This is a genomic window from Pseudomonas sp. ADAK18, assembly GCF_012935695.1.
Taxonomy (GTDB): domain Bacteria; phylum Pseudomonadota; class Gammaproteobacteria; order Pseudomonadales; family Pseudomonadaceae; genus Aquipseudomonas.
In genome coordinates this window covers 1,258,794-1,278,813 of sequence record NZ_CP052859.1, presented here as the reverse complement: position 1 = coordinate 1,278,813, position 20,020 = coordinate 1,258,794, and the positions used below count along the sequence as shown (strand labels likewise).

Here is a 20,020-nt window from a genome sequence, read left to right as displayed (position 1 = left end):
GGCACGTCATTCACCGCACGGAGAGTACCCGCCTTGGATTGGCCCACCCTGCTTACCCGCGAACGCCTTGGAAAGCCCCTGCACAGCCCAGAAGAACTGGGGCGCAGCCCTTTTCACAAAGACCATGACCGCATCATCTTCTCCGGGGCGTTTCGCCGCCTGGGCCGCAAGACCCAGGTGCATCCAGTCTCCAGCAACGACCATATCCACACCCGACTGACCCACTCCCTGGAAGTCAGCTGTGTCGGCCGCTCCCTGGGCATGCGTGTGGGCGAAACTATCCGCAGCGCACTACCCGACTGGTGCGATCCGAGCGATCTGGGCATGGTGGTGCAATCGGCCTGCCTGGCCCATGACATTGGCAACCCGCCATTCGGCCACTCCGGTGAAGATGCCATTCGCCACTGGTTCCAACAGGCCGCAGGCCGTGGCTGGCTGGATGACATGAGCAACGCCGAGCGCAATGACTTCCTCAATTTCGAAGGCAACGCCCAGGGGTTCCGGGTCCTGACACAGCTGGAATACCATCAGTTCGACGGCGGTACACGCCTCACCTTCGCCACCCTGGGCACGTACCTGAAGTACCCCTGGACTGCGCGCCACGCCGACTCCCTGGGCTACAAGAAACACAAGTTCGGCTGTTACCAGAGCGAGCTGCCGATCCTTGAGCAGATCGCCCATAAACTCGGCCTGCCACAACTGGAAGAACAGCGTTGGGCACGACATCCTCTGGTTTACCTGATGGAGGCCGCCGACGATATCTGCTACGCGTTGATTGACCTCGAAGACGGCCTGGAAATGGACCTGCTGGAGTACGCCGAAGTCGAATCGCTGTTACTGGATCTAGTTGGCGACGATTTGCCGGAAACCTATCGGCAACTGGGCCCACTGGACTCCCGGCGCCGTAAACTGGCCATTCTGCGAGGCAAGGCCATCGAGCACCTGACCAACGCAGCGGCGCGAGCGTTCGTCGAACAACAAGAGGCGCTCTTGGCCGGCACCCTGCCGGGCGACCTGGTAGAACATATGCACGGCCCTGCCAAGCGTTGCGTCTTGAACGCCAAGGACATGGCCCGCAATAAGATCTTTCAGGACAAACGCAAGACCCTGCATGAGATCGGCGCCTACACCACCCTCGAAATTCTCTTGAACGCTTTCTGCGGTGCCGCCCTGGAACAGCACGGCGGTCGCACACCCTCCTTCAAGAACCGGCGCATCCTGGACTTGCTGGGTAACAACGCACCCGATCCAGCCTGGCCGCTGCACTCGTCGTTTCTGCGGATGATCGACTTCATCGCCGGCATGACCGATAGCTACGCCACGGAGATGGCGCGAGAAATGACTGGGCGCTCCAGCCCTCAGTAATCCATTGCTCTAGACGAAGACCCTGGCTTGCTGCTTTCCAACCAGGGTTTTCAACCGCTCAAAGAATCGCCCTACGAAGAGAACAGAGCAGCCTGATCGAACTTCTGCAAACGCCCGATGAATAATCACGCGCGCTCTTATCCACCCTATCGGCCAACTCCTACGCCCACCCTCTGATGGGCCAATCAACTTCTCATTCATAAACTGTGAAGCCCCCTTGGTGGAGCAACTTCAGGGCCTATGCCCGTTGCCATGGACGAACCTATGCTCAAACAACTACGCATCCTGCTGGTGGAGGACCACCCCTTTCAACTGTTGGCCACCCAATGTTTGCTGAAAAATGCTGGCTATCACCAATTGACGCCCGCTGAAAACGCCGAACAGGCCCTCAGACTGATGACTCAAACCGAAATGCCATTCGACATTCTGCTCTGTGATCAATGTTTGCCGGATCTACCAGGGATTGAGCTGATAGAAATAGCCCACCGTAGAGGTTTCATAAAGGCCGCCATATTATTAAGCGGCCTACCTGCCAACGAACTGGAAAGCCTGAAAGTCCAGGCTCTGCAACGTGACTTCCCGCTATTGGGCTACTTGGCAAAACCGCTCAATAATGAGGCGTTGCAAGTGCTGATAAGCCAATCAAAACCTTGTAAGGGGAAATCGTCCCGCTGCGAGACTGAGACCATAACAACTGGAAGCAGACACATTACATAACGACGTAGGATATTAAACATCCAAACACTACGAAAAATCAGTACCGCAAAGCCACCCAGAAGCTGTCGCTCATATTTCAAATTTGTGAGCGCGATTTTCTTACACCCCAACCAATAAAGCCCCAACAACAGGTAATCCTATGCTTTTTTTAATGTAGGAAAATTCCTGTTTCATGCTTGTTCCACATTCAGTTCATCCTCCTTCATCGCCATGTGAGCTAATGTGCCCGCTTTATTTACGCTCGTATGGGATTTGATCATGAACTCAGTTTTTATTATCGACGACCACCCTGTCATCCGACTTGCATTGCGAATGCTGTTAGAGCACGAAGGTTATAAAGTAGTTGGAGAAACTGATAATGGCTGCGATGCAATCCAAATGGTCAGGGAATGCCTGCCGGACCTGATAATTCTCGACATTAGCATTCCAAAACTGGACGGCCTTGAAGTTCTATGCCGGTTCAACTCGATGAGTACCCCGATAAAGACGTTAGTCCTGACGGCTCAATGCCCTGCACTCTTCGCCACACGCTGCATGCGGTCAGGTGCAGATGGCTATGTTTGCAAGGAAGGCGACTTAAGTGAACTGCTGAGTGCCATCCGGGCCGTCCTATCCGGTTACAACTACTTCCCAAGCCAGGCACTGAATGGTAACGGTGCAGAAACCGGCATCAATGAAGAGCTGGAACTTTTCAAGGCTGTGAACGATCGCGAACTCATGGTCTTGCAACTTTTTGCACAAGGCCGGACAAACAAGGAAATTGCCAAAGGTATGTTCCTCAGCAACAAAACTGTCAGTACTTACAAGAAACGACTTATGCAAAAACTGAAAGCCAAGTCCTTGGTAGAGCTTATCGAGCTGGCAAAACGCAACGCGCTAGTGTGAGAGATCGGATGCCCAGGCGTTTAAAGGACTATTTAATTATATTGAGTGCCGGCTTGTGCTTAAGCACTACTGTATCTGCTGCTCAAACCACTCCAAAATATTACACGCTACTGAGCCGCGCAGGTTCCATCCAACTGGAGAGCCAACTGGACAAGGCTCAGCGCCAATGGCTACAGGGCAAGCGCGAATTGGTGCTAGGCACCTCGGCACCCGACTACCCGCCCTTCGATATCACCTCCAGCGGTCATGATTACGAAGGGTTGACCGCCGATTACGCAGGCCTGTTAGCCAAGGCCCTGGCATTGCCTGTCAAAGTGTTGCGTTACCCTACCCGAGAGGCTGCTATCCAGGCTCTTGAAGCCGGACAAATCGATCTTCTTGGCTCCGCCAATGGCTTTGAGGCTGTAAACCCCAACCTGGCTCTGTCGGCACCCTACGCTGTGGACCAACCGGTATTGGTCACTCGCGAAGGGGAAAGCCGCGGCCTTCGCGATGGGCTTGCAGGCCTGCGATTAAGCCTTGTCTACCATTACCTGCCGCAGGAAGAAGTAGAAGCGCTGTACCCAAAAGCGATCATCCAGGCCTACCCGTCCTATCAAAATGCCTTGAGTGCCGTTGCATTCGACCAAGCCGACGTCTTTCTCGGCGATACCATTTCAACCCACTACATGATCAACAAGGGCTACCTGAAAAATATTCGCATGGCCAATTTTGGCAAACATGAGGCTTACGGATTCAGCTTTGCCTTGCGCAAGGATCAGCATTTGCTCCGAAGCATCGTCGACTTGGTGCTTGTCAGCGTGTCCACCCATGAACGGGACAGCATCGCTAAACGCTGGAGCGCCGGCAGCGATATATTGCTGACCGATCACAAGCTGCAACTGACCCAGCGCGAAGAGCGCTGGCTGAAAGAGAACCCGGTGGTAAAAGTCGTGGTGAATGAAACCTTCGCACCACTGACTTTCTTCGACGCAGACGGCAATTTCCGCGGCATCACCGCCGACCTTCTGGAGTTGATTCGACTGCGCACCGGCCTGCGCTTCGACGTTCAGCGCACTCGCGACGTCAGCGCCATGATCGACCAGATCAACGCCCACAAGGCTGACATTATTGGGGCTATCACCCCCAGCGCCGAGCGAGAGTCCTATCTGAACTTCAGCCGCCCATACTTGGAAAACTCCTACGTGCTGCTGACACGTAAAGAGCCGGGGATGCCTTTGAACCTTGAGCAAATGGCAGGCAAGCGCCTGGCAATCACTCAAGGCAATCCGCTGGTAAAAGGCCTTCGCGAGGAGTTTCCGCAGATCCAACTGGTGGAAACCAGCGATACATTCAAGGCCTCGGAATTGCTGGCCCAAGGCCAAGTGGAAGGTGCCGTGAACTCGCTGGTGATCGCCAACTACTTTCTTTCCTCGTTGATGTTTCAGGACAAACTGCAGATCACCTCCAGCATCGGCACGCTGCCCGCTTCTTTTGCTCTGGCCACATCACGCAGCGCCACCGAGCTGAGCTCAATTCTCGACAAGGCACTACTGAGCATTGCTCCGGATGAGCTGGGGATTATCAACAGTCGCTGGCGCGGCTACACCGCCGCATCCGACAGCTACTGGCGCAACTATCACAACTTGATTGGCCAGATCATCGTGGGGACCGGGCTGCTGCTATTGATCTCCTTGACGTGGAACGCGTACATGCGCCGACAAATCAAGCAGAGACAAATGGCTGAGCGCGCCCTCAACGACCAGTTCGAATTCATGCGGGCGCTGGTCAATGAAACACCACATCCGATTTACGTGCGCGATCGCGACGGCTTGCTGCAGACCTGCAATGACAGTTACCTGCAGGTTTTCAACGCCAAGCGCGAAGACGTGATTGGCAAAAGCGTCATCCAGATGAGCCAGACCCTCGAAATAGAGGCCGCGCAATACCACGCCGACTATCAGCGAGTGGTGGCTGAGGGCAATCCGTTGATCCTTGATCGTGCCCTGCATATCCAAGGGAAAAAGCTGACGATCTATCACTGGATTCTTCCGTACCGCGACTCCACCGGCGAGGTCCAGGGCATCATTGGTGGCTGGATCGATATCAGCGAACGGCGCCAACTCTTCGATGAACTTCGCGCCGCCAAGGAACGTGCCGATGAAGCCAACCGAGCGAAAAGTACCTTCCTCGCCACCATGAGCCATGAAATCCGCACACCGATGAATGCGGTCATCGGCATGCTTGAGTTGACCCTCAAGCGTGCCGATCATGGTCATCTGGACCGGCCGGCCATTGAGGTGGCCTACAACTCGGCGAAAGACCTCCTGGAATTGATCGGCGATATCCTCGACATCGCGCGAATCGAGTCCGGCCGATTGAGCCTGGCCCCGGAGCGCGTCAATCTGCGCGAAGTGATCGAATCGGTAGTACGCGTCTTCGACGGGCTGGCACGACAGAAAACCCTCAGCCTGATACTGGAATTCAATCCCGACATCGAAGACACCGACGTGCTGATCGATCCGTTGCGCTTCAAGCAGGTACTTTCCAACCTGGTGAGCAATGCCATCAAGTTCACCGAGCGCGGCCAGGTGAAGGTCAAGGTCGATGTGGAAGCCACGGCGCTACCGCAGCAAGTCCAGATGAAACTGGTGGTGGAGGACACGGGCATAGGGATCAGTCGAGACGATCAGCAACGGCTATTCGAGCCCTTTGCCCAGGCAGACAACTCAGGCCACCTGGCCAGAAGCGGCGCTGGCCTGGGCCTGGTGATTTGCCGCAGCCTGTGCGCGATGATGGGCGGCCAACTGAGCCTGAGCAGCGTTCCCATGGTAGGAACCCAGGTGCATATCGCCCTGAAGATGACCTGTCTGCCCCCTGTAAAAGTCGTGGACGAATACAAGCCAGCGCAAGTGGCCCCCGCCCCGGTACTCAACGTGCTGGTGGTGGACGATCATCCAGCCAATCGCTTGCTTATGTGCCAGCAACTGGGCTTCCTCGGTCACCAGTTCACCGCTGCCGCCCATGGCGCAGCAGGTTTTCAAGCATGGCGCCAGGAACACTTCGACCTCGTGATTGCCGACTGCAATATGCCCATCATGAATGGCTACGAGTTGAGTCGTTCGATTCGGGAGTACGAGCAACGAGAACAGATGCCCCCTTGTATCATCCTGGGCTTCACCGCCAATGCCCAACCTGAGGAGAAACAGCGTTGTGCGCAAGCCGGCATGAATGACTGCCTGTTCAAGCCCATCAGCCTCACTGCGCTGGAGCGAGAGCTGGCGAAAATCGGACCGCCCCCTACGGGCAAACTCTTCGATCCAGGTAGCCTGGATGCCCTGACAGGAGGCGATCCGCAGTTGAGTCGACGCTTATTGGAAGAGTTGTTGAGTAGCAGTCGCCACGATCGTCAGGAGCTTATGGCCTTGCTGGCAAGACAAGGCTCCCCTCAGGAACTCATTGAGCTGGCTCACAAGATCAAGGGCGCAGCCCGCATAGTCCAGGCCGATGCGCTGGCCGCACAATGCGAAGCCCTGGAGCAAGTCTGTGCCCACGGCACCAACCCGACAACCATCGAAGCGGGTGTCAAGGCCACGGAAAAGTCCATGCTTGAGCTGGAAAGGATGTTGCAGACGCAACTAACCAGCCTGGAGGATCGTTAACAAGCAATTGCAGGAGCGAGATTGCTCGCTCCTGCAAGGGATCACGCTATCAGCACTCGGTCAACCGCAGGAAAATGGCCGCCAGTTGTTCAATGCCAACCTGATCCTGCAAGGTAAACCGCGCCAACGAAGGGCTGTCCAGGTCCAGCACTCCGATCAGCCGTCCCTCCTTGACCAACGGAACCACCAGCTCACTATTCGACGCACTGTCACAGGCAATATGCCCCGCGAATGCATGCACATCCTCCACGCGCTGGGTTTGCCGTGTGGCTGCCGCAGCACCACATACCCCACGCCCAAATGGAATGCGTACGCAGGCGATCTGGCCCTGGAAAGGCCCGAGCACCAGCTCCTCATTGCGATTGAGGTAAAAACCCGCCCAGTTCAAATCGTCCAATTGGTTGAACAGAAACGCGGAAAACTGCGCAGCATTGGCAATGAAATCACGCTCATCGGCCAGCAAGGACTCAAGCTGGGCGCAGAGCATGGCGTAGCCATCAAGGCCGGTTCCGGCCTGTTGCAAATCGATCATGACTGACGCTCCAGTAACTTCAGGCCCACCCAGTAACGGGCAAACTGATAAGCGCAACGGCCGTTACGATTACCGCGCCCGGTTGCCCAGCGCACCGCGAGGATGTCCAGCGCTTCATCACGCTGCCACTGCAAACCGGCCTTGCTCGCCAACTCACCGATCCAGTGCTCAACCACATCGAGAAAGTGCTCTTGATTGAACGGATAGAACGAGAGCCACAAACCGAAACGGTCGGACAAGGCGATCTTGTCTTCCACTGCCTCATTGGGATGCAACTCGCCATCCACCATTTTCCAGTTCTCATTGTCGCTCTGGTTTTCCGGAACCAGGTGGCGGCGGTTGGACGTGGCATACAGCAAGACGTTTTCCGGTGCCTGTTCCAGCGAGCCATCGAGAACGCTCTTGAGGACCCGGTAATCGCTTTCACCGGCCTCGAAAGACAAGTCATCGCAAAACAGCACAAAGCGCTGTGGCAACTTGACCAGTTGTTCGACCACCCGCGGCAGATCGGCCAGGTGATCGCGTTCGATCTCGATCAAGCGCAGACCGGCCTTGGCGTGCTGGGCCAGCAAGGCACGGACCAGGGAGGATTTGCCAGTGCCTCGCGAGCCCCAGAGCAAGGCATGGTTAGCGGGCAGCCCATCGAGAAACTGTTGGGTGTTCCGGGCCAACTGCTCACGTTGCTTGTCCACACCGATCAAATCGGAAAGACGCATGTCCAAGCTCACTTCCAGTGGCAATAAAAAGCCGCTGCGGCCTTCACGCTGCCAACGGGCGGCCAGGCACTGGTTCCAGTCAATGGCTTGGCGCGGTGCGGGTAACAAGGGTTCCAAGCGAGCAAGCACGGCATCGGCACGCTCAAGAAAGGCATTCAATCGAGAATCCACGACTATTCCTCTGGCAAGTTCTTGTAAAAGATGGCGTATTGGCAACCCTGAGGCAGACCGTACAGGGCTGCACCCGAATAAATCGATTCATGCCGGGCAAAGCCGATAGCTTCGGATATTCAGCTATGCTTGCCGGGCGAAGGGAAACGCAAAGTGGTTCAGCACCCGATGGATATCAAGTTCGCCCACCGCTTGTCTTATAAACAAGCCAGACTGACTGTGCTGGTCGGTTTCGTATTGGGAACCTTGCTCAGCCTGATCCAAATCTGGATCGATTATGCCAGCGAAGACGCGTCCATCAACCGGGAAATACGTTCGCTGCTTGAAATCAGTCATAACCCGGCCTCCCGCATCGCCTACAACATCGACGCCGAGCTGGCCCAAGAGTTGACGCTGGGCCTGCTGCACTCCCCCGCCATCATCCATGCGCAACTGATCGACAATAACGGCACCGTGCTGGCTGACGTTGATCGACCACGCAAGGAAAGCAGCTACCGCCCCATCAGCGACTTCCTGTTCGGCGCCAACCGCCAGTTCGAAGACCGGCTGTATCTCACCCATATGCCCACCGAGTCTCTCGGGGTCTTGCGTCTTGACGTAGACACCTACGCCTTTGGCAGCCGCTTCCTGCACCGAGCAGAGATCACCCTGCTCAATGGTTTTGCCCGCAGCCTGATCCTGACCGGCATCCTGCTGGGCTTGTTCTACGTGATGCTGACCCAACCGTTGGTGCGAATTATCCGCGAACTGAGCACACGCAATCCTCGCGGCATACCGCAGCCCCACTTGGACTGCCCTCCGGGTCACGAGCACGACGAAATCGGCGTGCTGGTCAACGTCGCCAACCAACAGTTCGAAAACATGCAGACCGAAATCCAGCAGCGCCGACAAGCAGAGGACCGCCTGACCGAGTACCTCGGGCAACTGGAAAACATCGTTTCAGCCCGCACCACCGAGCTCAAGACTATCAATCAACGGTTAAGCCGCTCCAATGAAGAACTGGAAGCGGCAAAGATGACTGCGCTGGGCATGGCCCAGGCGCGGGCTGCGTTCCTGGCCAACATGAGCCACGAAATCCGCACACCGCTCAATGGCCTCTTGGGCATGATCGCCTTGTCTCTGGACAGTCCACTGAATGCGGAACAACGCCAGCAACTGTCGATTGCCCATGACTCCGGCAAAGTGCTGGTGGAATTACTGAACGATATTCTCGACCTGTCGAAGTTCGATGCCGGGCAACTAGAGCTGGAGAACATCCCCTTTGACCTGGGTGCACTGGTGGAAGACACGGCCAATCTGCTATCGCAAAACGCCGCCCCCAGTGTCGAATTGACCTGCCTGATCGAGCCGCAATTTCCCGCCCAAGTGCTGGGCGATCCAACCCGGGTGCGGCAAATCGTCAGCAACCTGCTCTCCAATGCCTTGAAGTTCACCCGCTTTGGCCGGGTGGATGTACGGCTGCGCGTGCAAAACGGTGGCATCCGGATCGAAGTCTGTGACACCGGGATCGGCATTGCACAGGACGCCCAGGTCAAGATCTTCCAGCCGTTCACCCAAGCGGGTGCTGGCATCACGCGCCAGTTCGGCGGAACCGGGCTGGGGCTGGCCCTGACCCGCAACCTTTGCGAGGCCATGCACGGTCGCCTGAGCATCAGCTCGGAAACCGGCTTCGGCAGCCAGTTCACCGCCGACTTGCCGCTGCCTGCCCATACACCCGCAGCACGTCAGGTGCCTCTGGCAGGTGAGGTGGTTGTCATTACCAGTACCAGCAGTGGCCTGGCGGAGTTGCTGACCACCTTGCTGCCAAGCTGGGGGCTGACCCTGCGTTGCTACACCATCGACGACGATTTGAGCGGGATAAGCCCCGACCTGCTGATCACCGACTGCCCCGAATGCCTGTTCCGCCTGCGCCCAGGTATTACCGCCCCCATCCTGCTGGTCACCGCCTATGGCAGCTTCATGCCCAACGAAGAAGTAGCGGCCCTGGCCCCTCTGCAACAGCAGGCGCGGCCTTTGAGTCGCACTGCGCTGTACCAAATTCTGCAGCGCAACTTACGCCCCGACTCGGAGCTGATCCTTGATCTCGCCCAGTTGGAAACCGCCCCTCTCGCCCACCGGGCGCGCATCTTGCTGGTGGAGGACAACCCGGTCAATCAACTGGTCGCCAAGGGCATGCTCGGCAAACTCGGTTGCGAGGTCATCGTCGCCGCCCATGGTGGCGAGGCACTCAAGCGGCTTGAGGAGCAAAGCTTCGACATGGTGTTGATGGACTGCAACATGCCCGTCATGGACGGCTATGAGGCGAGTCGACAGATCCGTCGCAGCGGGCGCTGGCCGGAGCTGCCGATCGTCGCACTGACGGCCAACGCCTTGTCCGAAGAACGGGAACGCTGCAGGGCCGCGGGGATGAACGATTACCTGGCCAAACCCTTTCGCCGGGAAGAACTCAAGGCCCTGATCGACCTATGGGTACCGACTACGACCAGTCTTTGATCTGCTTGAGCAATTGATCCAGCCCCAGACGCAACGCATCGGCCTGGCGCAGGTCGACGCCGGTGTCACACAACAGGCGTGTCTTGAGCGGCTGGACTTGATCGCGCAGGCGCCTGCCCTCCTCGGACAGGCTCAAGTGCACCTCACGCTCATCCCGATGGCTACGCTGACGCTTGATCAGGGCGAGCTGCTCAAGGCGCTTGAGCAGCGGCGTCAACGTGCCGGAGTCAAGCAACAGACGCTCACCCAGAGCCTTGACCGTCGGTTGTGCCGGCGCAGCATCCTGCCATTCCCACAGCACCAGCATCGCCAGGTACTGCGGGTAGGTCAGGCCCAACTGATCAAGCATCGGCTTATAGGCTCGCGTCACCGCCCGTGACGCGGCGTACAGTTTGAAACACAACTGGTTATCAAGGGCCAGCGACTCGATGGACAGATCCGTCATTTGAGCAGCGCTTCAATCTCTTGCGTCAGGTCCTGGGGCTTGGTGGTGGGCGCAAAGCGCTTGACCACCTGACCGTCGCGACCAATGAGAAACTTGGTGAAGTTCCACTTGATACCCTTGGAACCCAGCAACCCCGGCGCTTGTTTTTTCAGTTGCACGAACAATGGGTGAGCGGCGTCACCGTTGACATCGATCTTCTTGAACAGCGGGAAGCTGACACCGTAGCTCAGCTCGCAAAACTCGGAAATAGCACCCTCATTACCTGGCTCCTGTTTGCCGAACTGGTTGCACGGAAAGCCCAGCACCACCAACCCCTGATCCTTGTACTGCTGCCAGAGCTGCTCCAGGCCTTTGTACTGAGGGGTGAACCCGCATTTGCTGGCCGTATTGACCACCAGGATTGCCTTGCCAGAGAAATCGGCCAAGGTCTTCTGATCACCCTTGATGGTGGTGCAAGGAATACTCAGCAAGTTGTCGCTCATGGCGGTGCCTCAAAAGTAGAGAAGAAGGCAAAACATAGCGCTCAATTCAATTGTGTGCAATTTAATTACCCGAACTTATCAACGCCTATAACGTTGCAGCCGCTGCCGAGGTACGAGGCTGCGATGAACTGGGTGGGGCATTGCGACAAGCGGCCCTTTGGGCGGCCCTGTGGACCGCATCGCAGCCTCGTACCTCGGCAGCGGCTACAGGAGCAAATCTAGCGCGCAACCAAGTCCAGGCACACCGAATTGATGCAATAGCGCAAACCAGTGGGCGGCGGTCCATCAGGGAATACGTGCCCCAGATGCGCATCGCATTTGGCGCAGGTGACTTCGGTGCGGATCATGCCGTGGCTTACATCACGAATCTCGACCATCGCTTGCTCGGCAATCGGCTCGTAAAAGCTGGGCCAACCGCAACCGGAGTCAAACTTCGCCTTGGAATCGAACAGCGGTTCGTTGCAACAAATGCAGTGGTAAACGCCATCGGTCTTGGTGCCGTTGTATTTGCCGGAAAAAGGCCGCTCGGTGCCTTTGAGGCGGCACACGTTGTATTGTTCCGGGTCGAGCATCGCCTTCCACTCATCAACGGTTTTCTGCAACTTTTCCATCGGTATACCTCGGCAACTGAAAAAGCCTGATCTGTGTCTTTTCCATGGATCAGGCGGCACGTATGATTGCGCCTCGTCAAAACGCCAGTCTGGCACCCGCGTTACCGGCATTCAAACGTATTTATGGATGCACCCAACGCAGGATTCACAGTACGGTTGTCTTCACACCGTCTGGATCGTTCATTTTCAGGATCACATCGCCATGCAGGTCAGCAAATCGAACAAGCTCGCCAACGTCTGCTACGACATTCGCGGCCCAGTGCTCAAGCACGCCAAACGCCTGGAAGAGGAAGGCCATCGCATCCTCAAGCTGAACATTGGCAACCCGGCACCCTTTGGTTTCGAAGCGCCCGATGAAATCCTCCAGGACGTGATCCGCAACCTGCCCACCGCCCAGGGCTACAGCGACTCCAAAGGCCTGTTCAGTGCGCGCAAGGCCGTGATGCAGTATTACCAGCAAAAGCAGGTCGAAGGTGTCGGCATTGAAGACATCTACCTGGGCAACGGCGTTTCCGAACTGATCGTCATGTCCATGCAGGCCCTGCTCAACAACGGCGACGAAGTGCTGGTACCGGCACCCGACTATCCGCTGTGGACCGCCGCCGTGACGCTGGCGGGTGGCCATCCGGTGCATTACCTCTGCGACGAGGGAGCCGACTGGTTTCCGGACCTGGCCGACATCAAGGCCAAGATCACCCCGAACACCAAGGCCCTGGTGATCATCAACCCGAACAACCCTACCGGCGCCGTGTACTCCAAAGAAGTGCTGCTGGGCATGCTGGAGTTGGCGCGCCAACACAACCTGGTGGTGTTCTCCGACGAGATCTACGACAAGATCCTCTACGATGATGCCGTGCATATCTGCACCGCATCGTTGGCGCCAGACCTGTTGTGCCTGACCTTCAACGGCCTGTCCAAATCCTATCGGGTAGCGGGTTTCCGCTCCGGCTGGATCGCCATCTCCGGTCCCAAGCACAATGCCCAGAGCTACATCGAAGGCATCGACATGCTGGCCAACATGCGCCTCTGTGCCAACGTACCGAGCCAACATGCGATCCAAACCGCCCTTGGCGGCTACCAGAGCATCAATGACCTGGTGTTGCCGCAGGGCCGACTGCTGGAGCAACGCAACCGGACCTGGGAACTGCTCAATGACATTCCCGGCGTGAGCTGCGTCAAGCCCATGGGTGCGCTGTATGCCTTCCCGCGGATCGACCCGAAGGTCTGCCCGATCCACAACGACGAAAAGTTCGTGCTCGACCTGCTGCTGTCGGAAAAGCTGCTGGTCGTCCAAGGCACTGCGTTCAACTGGCCGTGGCCTGATCACTTCCGCGTGGTGACCTTGCCACGAGTGGATGACCTGGACATGGCCATAGGTCGCATCGGGAACTTCCTGAAATCCTATCGCCAGTAATGGCCTTTGCGCTGTACGGCCCACCTATGGTCGTACAGCGATTATCTGGCAACACTTCTCTGCCCGATGCGGGCACAAACACCTTCACCCCTGCTGGTCTCAATCTTGGTAACCTTCCACCCAATAATTACAGGGCTGTAAGGCAACGGGGCGAGCATAACGACCAGCATCCGGGATCGGAATATCCCTTCAAGGCTCTACATTCAGGCTGTAGGACACAGTTTGAAATAGTCGCTCGGTTGAATAGCCCCGTGCCGCACCTTATATACCCCGCAGTACGCGACATATTAAGCATGAGGAGAACTCTACAACCATGATGCGCATCCTGCTGTTCTTGGCCACTAACCTGGCGGTCGTGCTGATTGCCAGCATCACCCTGAGCCTTTTCGGCTTCAACGGGTTCATGGCGGCCAACGGGGTTGATCTCAACCTCAATCAGCTGCTGGTTTTCTGTGCGGTCTTTGGTTTCGCCGGCTCGATTTTCTCGCTGTTCATCTCCAAGTGGATGGCGAAGATGAGCACCAGCACCCAAATCATTACTCAGCCACGTACCCGGCATGAGCAATGGTTGCTGCAAACCGTCGAACAATTGTCCCGTGAAGCCGGAATCAAGATGCCCGAGGTCGGGATCTTCCCGGCTTATGAAGCCAATGCCTTCGCCACCGGCTGGAACAAGAACGATGCTCTTGTAGCCGTTAGCCAGGGCTTGCTGGAGCGTTTCTCGCCCGACGAAGTCAAGGCCGTGCTGGCCCACGAAATCGGCCACGTGGCCAATGGTGACATGGTCACCCTGGCGCTGGTTCAGGGCGTGGTGAACACCTTCGTGATGTTCTTCGCTCGAATCATCGGCAACTTCGTCGACAAGGTGATCTTCAAGAACGAAGGTGGTCAGGGTATTGCCTACTATGTAGCAACGATCTTCGCCGAACTGGTATTGGGCTTCCTCGCCAGCTCGATCGTGATGTGGTTCTCGCGCAAACGGGAGTTCCGTGCTGACGAAGCCGGTGCGCGCCTGGCGGGCACCAATGCGATGATCGGTGCTCTGCAGCGCCTGCGCTCCGAACAGGGCCTGCCAGTGCACATGCCCGACACCCTGAACGCCTTCGGCATCAACGGTGGCGTCAAGCAAGGCCTGGCTCGCATGTTCATGAGCCACCCGCCGCTGGAAGAGCGGATCGACGCCCTGCGTCGTCGGGGCTGATAGTCCGCAGCAATACAGAAAGGGGCGATTGAATCGCCCCTTTTTTGTGGGCGCATTTCAGGTCTTGGTCAATCGATAAACCCGCTCTTCCAGGCTCGTGACGCCGTCCTGCACAAACTTCCAGCTCTCGCCGAGAATATCCCGTTCATCCACTACAGACATTTGCCAACGCCCTCCAAAGAGCAACCGGACCTCTTGATCGGTCACGGCAAAGGGCGGGCCTGCCTTGCGGGCCTGGTCATAATCAAGGGTGATCAACATCCCCTGGCAACCCGCTACCAAGACCCTGTTCAAATGCGCGGCATACTGCTCTCGCATCAACGGAGGCAAGGCAATCAGCGCTGCACGGTCGTAAAGCGCCGTGCAATCGGCCACCATTCCCGCCTCCAGGGCGAAGAAATCACCGCACCACAGCTCGATAGACCCAGCCTGATAGACCTTGAAAACGGCCTGCCTGCTGATCTGCGGCGTAAGCCCCTGCTCGCTGAAGAACTCTTCGATGGCTTTTTCCGACAGCTCGACACCCAGAACCCGGTGCCCTTGGCTGGCCAGCCACAACAAATCCAGGCTTTTTCCGCACAATGGCACCAACACCCGGCCCCCATTCGCCAAGCCCAGGCCGGACCAATGTTGAGGCAGGTAGGGATTCACCTCGGACAGATGAAAACCAATCTGATTGCGCGCCCAACGCTCATGCCAAAACCTCGGCTCCATGATTCCCCCCTGAAAATTCGATCAAATAGCGCTAAAACTTATATTAGATTTAGATCAATGATCTGATTGAAGATGGGGCCATCTTACCCCTCAGGACCCTGCTCATGCTTCCCAGCCTGTTTATCTCTCACGGTTCGCCCATGCTCGCACTGCAGCCCGGCGCCAGCGGTCCGGCACTCAAGCGATTGGCTGCCGAGATGCCGCGCCCCAAAGCCATTGTGGTGGTGTCAGCGCATTGGGAAAGCCAGGAACTGCTGGTTACCGGCAACCCGGCCCCAGAGACCTGGCACGACTTCGGTGGCTTTCCACAGGAGCTGTTTGCCGTGCAATACCCGGCCCCTGGCCAACCGCAACTGGCCGCACAGATCGTCGAACTGCTGACGGTGGACGGCTTGAATGCCCGTATCGATAACCAACGCCCGTTCGACCATGGCACCTGGGTGCCGCTGTCGCTGATGTATCCGGACGCCGACATCCCAGTGGTACAAGTGTCGTTGCCCAGCCGCATGGGGCCAGCACTGCAAACCCGAGTCGGGCGAGCACTTGCCAGCCTGCGCGAACAAGGCGTACTGCTGATCGGCTCAGGCAGCATCACCCACAACCTTGGCGAGCTGGACTGGCGCGCAGGCCCGGAAAGCATCGAGCCTTGGGCCCGGGATTTCCGAGACTGGATCGTCGACAAACTCGCGGCCCAGGATGAAGCCGCATTGCATGACTACCGTCGCCAGGCACCCCATGCGGTGCGCAGCCATCCCAGTGATGAGCATTTGTTACCACTCTATTTCGCCAGGGGCGCGGGTGGGACGTTCAGTGTGGCGCACCAGGGATTCACCATGGGCGCGCTGGGCATGGACATTTACCGATTTGGTTAATTCCAGGCATAAAAAATCCCCGAACCAGTCGGGGATTTTTTATGTTCGATCAATCAGCCCGAGAGCGGATCAATCTTCGCGATAGCGACGCAGCTTGAGCTGCTTACCGGCAACGCGAGTGTCCTTCAGCTTGGTCAGCAACTTCTCCAAACCATCTTCCGGCAGCTCCACCAGGGAGAAGCTGTCACGGACCTGGATACGACCAATCGCTTCACGTGCCAGGCCACCCTCATTGAGGATTGCGCCCAACAGGTTCTTGGCAGCGATACCGTCACGCGCGCCCAGCGCGGTACGGCAGCGAGCACGACCTTCGGCCAATGGAACCGGAGCGCGACGCTCACGATCACCACGGTCCGGACGATCACCGGAACGCTCTGGACGATCACCGCGTGGAGCGTTGTTCGGTACCAGTGGACGTTCTTTCTCGATCGCAGCCAGGGTCAGCGCTTGACCGTTGGTAGCCTTGCGCAGCAGGGCTGCAGCCAGGGCACGCGGGGTGCAACCGATATCGGCGGTCAGGCGATCCAACAGATCACCGTGGGTCGATTCAGCGTCAGCCACCAGCGGCGACAGGCTGTTGGTCAGTTTCTTGATGCGGGCATCGAGAACGGCCTGAGCGTCCGGCAGGCGGACTTCGGCAACTTTCTGACCGGTAACACGCTCAATCACTTGCAGCATGCGGCGCTCACGTGGAGTCACCAGCAGCAGCGCACGACCTTCGCGACCGGCACGACCAGTACGGCCGATACGGTGAACGTAGGACTCTGGATCGTAAGGCATGTCGACGTTGAACACGTGAGTGATACGTGGAACGTCCAGACCACGAGCAGCAACGTCGGTCGCCACAACGATGTCCAGACGGCCATCCTTGAGGGAGTCGATTACACGCTCACGTTGGTTCTGGGCAATGTCACCGTTCAGCGCAGCGGCTTTGTAGCCTTTGGCTTCCAGGGCGCTGGCCAGGTCCAGGGTCGCTTGCTTGGTGCGCACGAACATGATCAGGGCGTCGAAGTCTTCGACTTCCAGCAGGCTCAATACAGCCGAGGTCTTCTGGTCAGCGTGAACCAACAGGTGAGCCTGTTCGATCGCGGTAACGGTCTGAGTCTTGGTCTGGATCTTCACGTGTTGCGGATCGCGCAGGTGGCGTTCAGCAATGGCACGGATCGACTGCGGCAGGGTGGCCGAGAACAATACGGTCTGACGGGTCGCTGGCAGTGCCTTGAAGATGACTTCCAAGTCGTCCATGAAGCCCAGCTTGAGCATTTCGTCAGCTTCGTCGAGAACCAGGTGGTTCACGGTCGACAGAACTTTTTCGTCGCGACGCAGGTGGTCGCACAGACGGCCCGGGGTGGCGACAACGATCTGTGCGCCATTACGGATTGCTTTCAGTTGTGGGCCCATAGGCGCGCCGCCGTAAACGGCCACAACGGTAACGCCTGGCATTTGCTTGGCGTAGGTTTCGAAAGCGGTTGCTACTTGCAGCGCCAACTCACGGGTTGGCGCCAGGATCAGGGCTTGCGGCTCGCGCTTGGCAGGATCGATGCAGTGCAGGATAGGCAGAGCGAACGCGGCGGTTTTACCGGTACCGGTTTGCGCCTGGCCAATCATGTCTTGGCCGGCCATGATGATCGGGATCGATTGCTGCTGAATAGCCGAAGGCTCTTCGTAGCCAGTCGCGATGACGGCTGCAAGAATATTCGGGTTAAGATTAAAAGCGGCGAAGCCGCCGGTTTCCTGGGTCATGGGTCTGCCTCTAAGTGCATCCGCAAAGACCCATGCTCCAAAGCTGCGCATGCCGTGTTGAGACTCAAGAGTCGCCCTGGCTGCTTTGTCGGCGGGGATTTGCGAAAACGAATGAATGGAAAAGATTCGTCAAGGAAGAGTCCGCTATGCGGACGAGCAGCCGAAGCTGGCTTCGGGGAATTGCACTACCTAAACGCGGCCCGGTTAAAGGCCGGCGCGCACTATACCGGAAATCGCTGAAAAAGGGAGCTTTTTTTATCGGAAAGACCCGATAAACAGCTCTGTATCAAAGGCTTTGCACATCCTGATAGCAACGTCTATTTTTCAAAGGCCCGGCCCTGTTGGTCATGACACTTAAACGGTTCACCTTTCGCTGCGGGCCCTTCGGTCCGAACGCCCCCTTTGCGCCCGAGGACACACCCCATGAATCAAGCCAGCAGCAGCCGTGTCAGCCGTGAACAGCAAGGCCATGTCCTGTTACTGGGGCTGGACCGGGTGGCCAAACGCAATGCCTTTGACCTGGAGCTGCTCAACGAACTGAGCCTGGCCTATGGCGAATTTGATCGTAATGATGACGCGCGGGTGGCCGTTGTCTTTGGCCACGGCGATCACTTTACCGCCGGACTGGACCTGGCAAGCGTCGGACAGACGATGGCCCAGGGCTGGCAACCGCCGCTGGGAGGTTGCGATCCCTGGGGCGTGTTCGCAGGCCCCAGGGTCAGTAAACCGGTGATTGTCGCGGCTCAGGGCTATTGCCTGACCATCGGAATCGAACTGATGCTGGCGGCGGATATCAACCTGTGCGCCAGCAATACTCGCTTCGCGCAGATGGAAGTGCAGCGCGGGATCTTTCCGTTTGGCGGCGCAACCCTGCGCTTTCATCAGATTGCCGGTTGGGGCAATGCTATGCGCTGGCTGCTCACCGGTGATGAGTTTGATGCTCACGAAGCACTGCGATTGGGCCTGGTGCAAGAAGTGATGGCCAGTGAAGACCTGCTACCTCGCGCGCTGGAGCTGGCCAACCGCATTGCCCGGCAGGCACCGCTGGGCGTGCAGGCAACCTTGATGTCGGCACGCCAGGCCCGAATCGAAGGTGAAACAGCCGCCGCAGCCGGTTTGCCAGTGCTGGTGGAGAAACTGCTGAACAGTGAAGACGCCAAGGAAGGTGTTCGGGCCATGATTGAAAAGCGGCCCGGTGTATTCAAAGGGCTTTGACACCGCGCCTCAAGTTGCCGGCCGAATCGCCTTGATCAACGATTGCAGCGAATACCCCAATCGTGGTGCAAGGTCCTCTGCCCGGGCGGACAGTGCTGCCAGATCGAGTTCCTGATCCAGGTCCGCCGGCACAATCAGGATCACATTGCCCTCCTTCACCGGCAATTCCCAGTAATGCCGGTGATACAAACCGCGTAACAAGGCCGCGCCCAACGGTTTGCCATCATCGGTCGCCCACTGATTAATCACCAGCCAGCCGCCAGGGTTGAGCTTTTTCTGGCAGTTTTCCAGGAAGGTCCAGGCCAGGTGACCGACACCCGGACCCACGTCGGTATAAAGGTCGACAAAAATCAGGTCCGCAGGCTCTGCCGTTTCCAGCAACTGCAGAGCGTCGCCGACACGGATATACAAACGCGGATCATCATCCAACCCCAGGAACTCGATGGCCAGGCGCGGCACATCGGGACGCAGCTCAATGGCTTCGACATCTTCCAGGGGCAGGAACTTGAGGCAGGCCTGGGTCAAGGTACCAGCACCCAACCCGAGGAACAGCGCGCTTTCCGGCTGCTCATGGCACAACGCACCAATGAGCATGGCACGGGTGTAGTCATACTCCAACCAGCTCGGATCAGCGGTAAACACGCAGCTCTGCTCGATGGCGTCGCCAAACTCAAGAAAGCGGTAATCGGCCACTTCCAGCACACGGATCATGCCGAAGTCATCATGGACCTCGGCCAGCAGGCGCTCGACGCGCTCCTCAGTCATGACTACTCCTAACGTCCACCAACAAGGTCCAGCCGCCT

General features: G+C 57.6%; 17 protein-coding genes. 9 read left to right on the top strand and 8 right to left on the bottom strand.

What is annotated here, in order from left to right:
- Positions 1-33: 33 nt before the first annotated feature.
- From HKK55_RS05940 to HKK55_RS05925, 4 genes are all read left to right on the top strand, one after another.
- Entirely contained in the window at positions 34-1,365 is a 1,332-nt protein-coding gene (locus HKK55_RS05940; RefSeq protein ID WP_169353782.1) for a deoxyguanosinetriphosphate triphosphohydrolase, read from the top strand.
- A 264-nt stretch (positions 1,366-1,629) separates the two neighbouring features.
- Positions 1,630-2,082: a response regulator gene (locus HKK55_RS05935; RefSeq protein ID WP_169353781.1), complete on the top strand. Its 453-nt coding sequence runs from the start codon at positions 1,630-1,632 to the stop codon at positions 2,080-2,082.
- A 258-nt stretch (positions 2,083-2,340) separates the two neighbouring features.
- On the top strand, positions 2,341-2,967 hold the full coding sequence (locus HKK55_RS05930) for a response regulator transcription factor (protein ID WP_169353780.1): 627 nt from the start codon (positions 2,341-2,343) through the stop codon (positions 2,965-2,967).
- Between the two features lie 8 nt (positions 2,968-2,975).
- The gene (locus tag HKK55_RS05925) at positions 2,976-6,608 is read left to right on the top strand and encodes a transporter substrate-binding domain-containing protein (protein WP_169353779.1); all 3,633 of its coding nucleotides are present in this window, start codon (positions 2,976-2,978) and stop codon (positions 6,606-6,608) included.
- Between the two features lie 49 nt (positions 6,609-6,657).
- On the opposite strand, the gene HKK55_RS05920 is transcribed toward HKK55_RS05925, so the two are convergent.
- Entirely contained in the window at positions 6,658-7,140 is a 483-nt protein-coding gene (locus HKK55_RS05920; RefSeq protein ID WP_169353778.1) for a GAF domain-containing protein, read from the bottom strand.
- On the bottom strand, positions 7,137-8,027 hold the full coding sequence (locus HKK55_RS05915; protein ID WP_169353777.1) for an ATP-binding protein: 891 nt from the start codon (positions 8,025-8,027) through the stop codon (positions 7,137-7,139). The genes HKK55_RS05920 and HKK55_RS05915 overlap by 4 nt, the downstream gene beginning before the upstream one ends.
- Before the next feature lie 168 nt (positions 8,028-8,195).
- Between HKK55_RS05915 and HKK55_RS05910 the strand changes: the two genes are divergently transcribed.
- Positions 8,196-10,520, top strand: coding sequence for an ATP-binding protein (locus HKK55_RS05910; RefSeq protein ID WP_169353776.1), 2,325 nt, complete (start codon positions 8,196-8,198; stop codon positions 10,518-10,520).
- On the opposite strand, the gene HKK55_RS05905 is transcribed toward HKK55_RS05910, so the two are convergent.
- From HKK55_RS05905 to msrB, 3 genes are all read right to left on the bottom strand, one after another.
- Complete coding sequence (locus HKK55_RS05905) at positions 10,504-10,965, bottom strand: MarR family winged helix-turn-helix transcriptional regulator (protein WP_169353775.1); 462 nt, start codon at positions 10,963-10,965, stop codon at positions 10,504-10,506. The two genes, HKK55_RS05910 and HKK55_RS05905, sit on opposite strands and share 17 nt — an antisense overlap.
- Complete coding sequence (locus tag HKK55_RS05900; protein ID WP_169353774.1) at positions 10,962-11,447, bottom strand: glutathione peroxidase; 486 nt, start codon at positions 11,445-11,447, stop codon at positions 10,962-10,964. Before HKK55_RS05900 ends, HKK55_RS05905 begins: the two co-directional genes overlap by 4 nt.
- Positions 11,448-11,665: 218 nt before the next feature.
- On the bottom strand, positions 11,666-12,058 hold the full coding sequence (gene msrB / locus HKK55_RS05895; RefSeq protein WP_169353773.1) for a peptide-methionine (R)-S-oxide reductase MsrB: 393 nt from the start codon (positions 12,056-12,058) through the stop codon (positions 11,666-11,668).
- 202 nt (positions 12,059-12,260) lie between these two features.
- Between msrB and HKK55_RS05890 the strand changes: the two genes are divergently transcribed.
- Positions 12,261-13,472, top strand: a complete 1,212-nt coding sequence (locus HKK55_RS05890; protein WP_169353772.1) for a pyridoxal phosphate-dependent aminotransferase — start codon at positions 12,261-12,263, stop codon at positions 13,470-13,472.
- A 313-nt stretch (positions 13,473-13,785) separates the two neighbouring features.
- Positions 13,786-14,673, top strand: coding sequence for a protease HtpX (htpX, locus tag HKK55_RS05885; protein WP_154745634.1), 888 nt, complete (start codon positions 13,786-13,788; stop codon positions 14,671-14,673).
- A 57-nt stretch (positions 14,674-14,730) separates the two neighbouring features.
- Here the strand turns inward: htpX and HKK55_RS05880 are convergent, their stop codons facing one another.
- Positions 14,731-15,387, bottom strand: coding sequence for a thiopurine S-methyltransferase (locus HKK55_RS05880; RefSeq protein WP_169353771.1), 657 nt, complete (start codon positions 15,385-15,387; stop codon positions 14,731-14,733).
- A 104-nt stretch (positions 15,388-15,491) separates the two neighbouring features.
- Here HKK55_RS05880 and HKK55_RS05875 point away from each other — a divergent pair, with 104 nt between their 5' ends.
- Positions 15,492-16,259, top strand: coding sequence for a class III extradiol ring-cleavage dioxygenase (locus HKK55_RS05875; RefSeq protein ID WP_169353770.1), 768 nt, complete (start codon positions 15,492-15,494; stop codon positions 16,257-16,259).
- A 69-nt stretch (positions 16,260-16,328) separates the two neighbouring features.
- On the opposite strand, the gene HKK55_RS05870 is transcribed toward HKK55_RS05875, so the two are convergent.
- Complete coding sequence (locus HKK55_RS05870; protein ID WP_169353769.1) at positions 16,329-18,002, bottom strand: DEAD/DEAH box helicase; 1,674 nt, start codon at positions 18,000-18,002, stop codon at positions 16,329-16,331.
- 423 nt (positions 18,003-18,425) lie between these two features.
- On the opposite strand from HKK55_RS05870, the gene HKK55_RS05865 reads away from it, so the two are divergent.
- Positions 18,426-19,217: a crotonase/enoyl-CoA hydratase family protein gene (locus tag HKK55_RS05865; protein ID WP_169353768.1), complete on the top strand. Its 792-nt coding sequence runs from the start codon at positions 18,426-18,428 to the stop codon at positions 19,215-19,217.
- Between the two features lie 9 nt (positions 19,218-19,226).
- Here the strand turns inward: HKK55_RS05865 and HKK55_RS05860 are convergent, their stop codons facing one another.
- The gene (locus HKK55_RS05860; RefSeq protein WP_169353767.1) at positions 19,227-19,982 is read right to left on the bottom strand and encodes a spermidine synthase; all 756 of its coding nucleotides are present in this window, start codon (positions 19,980-19,982) and stop codon (positions 19,227-19,229) included.
- Positions 19,983-20,020: the final 38 nt, after the last annotated feature.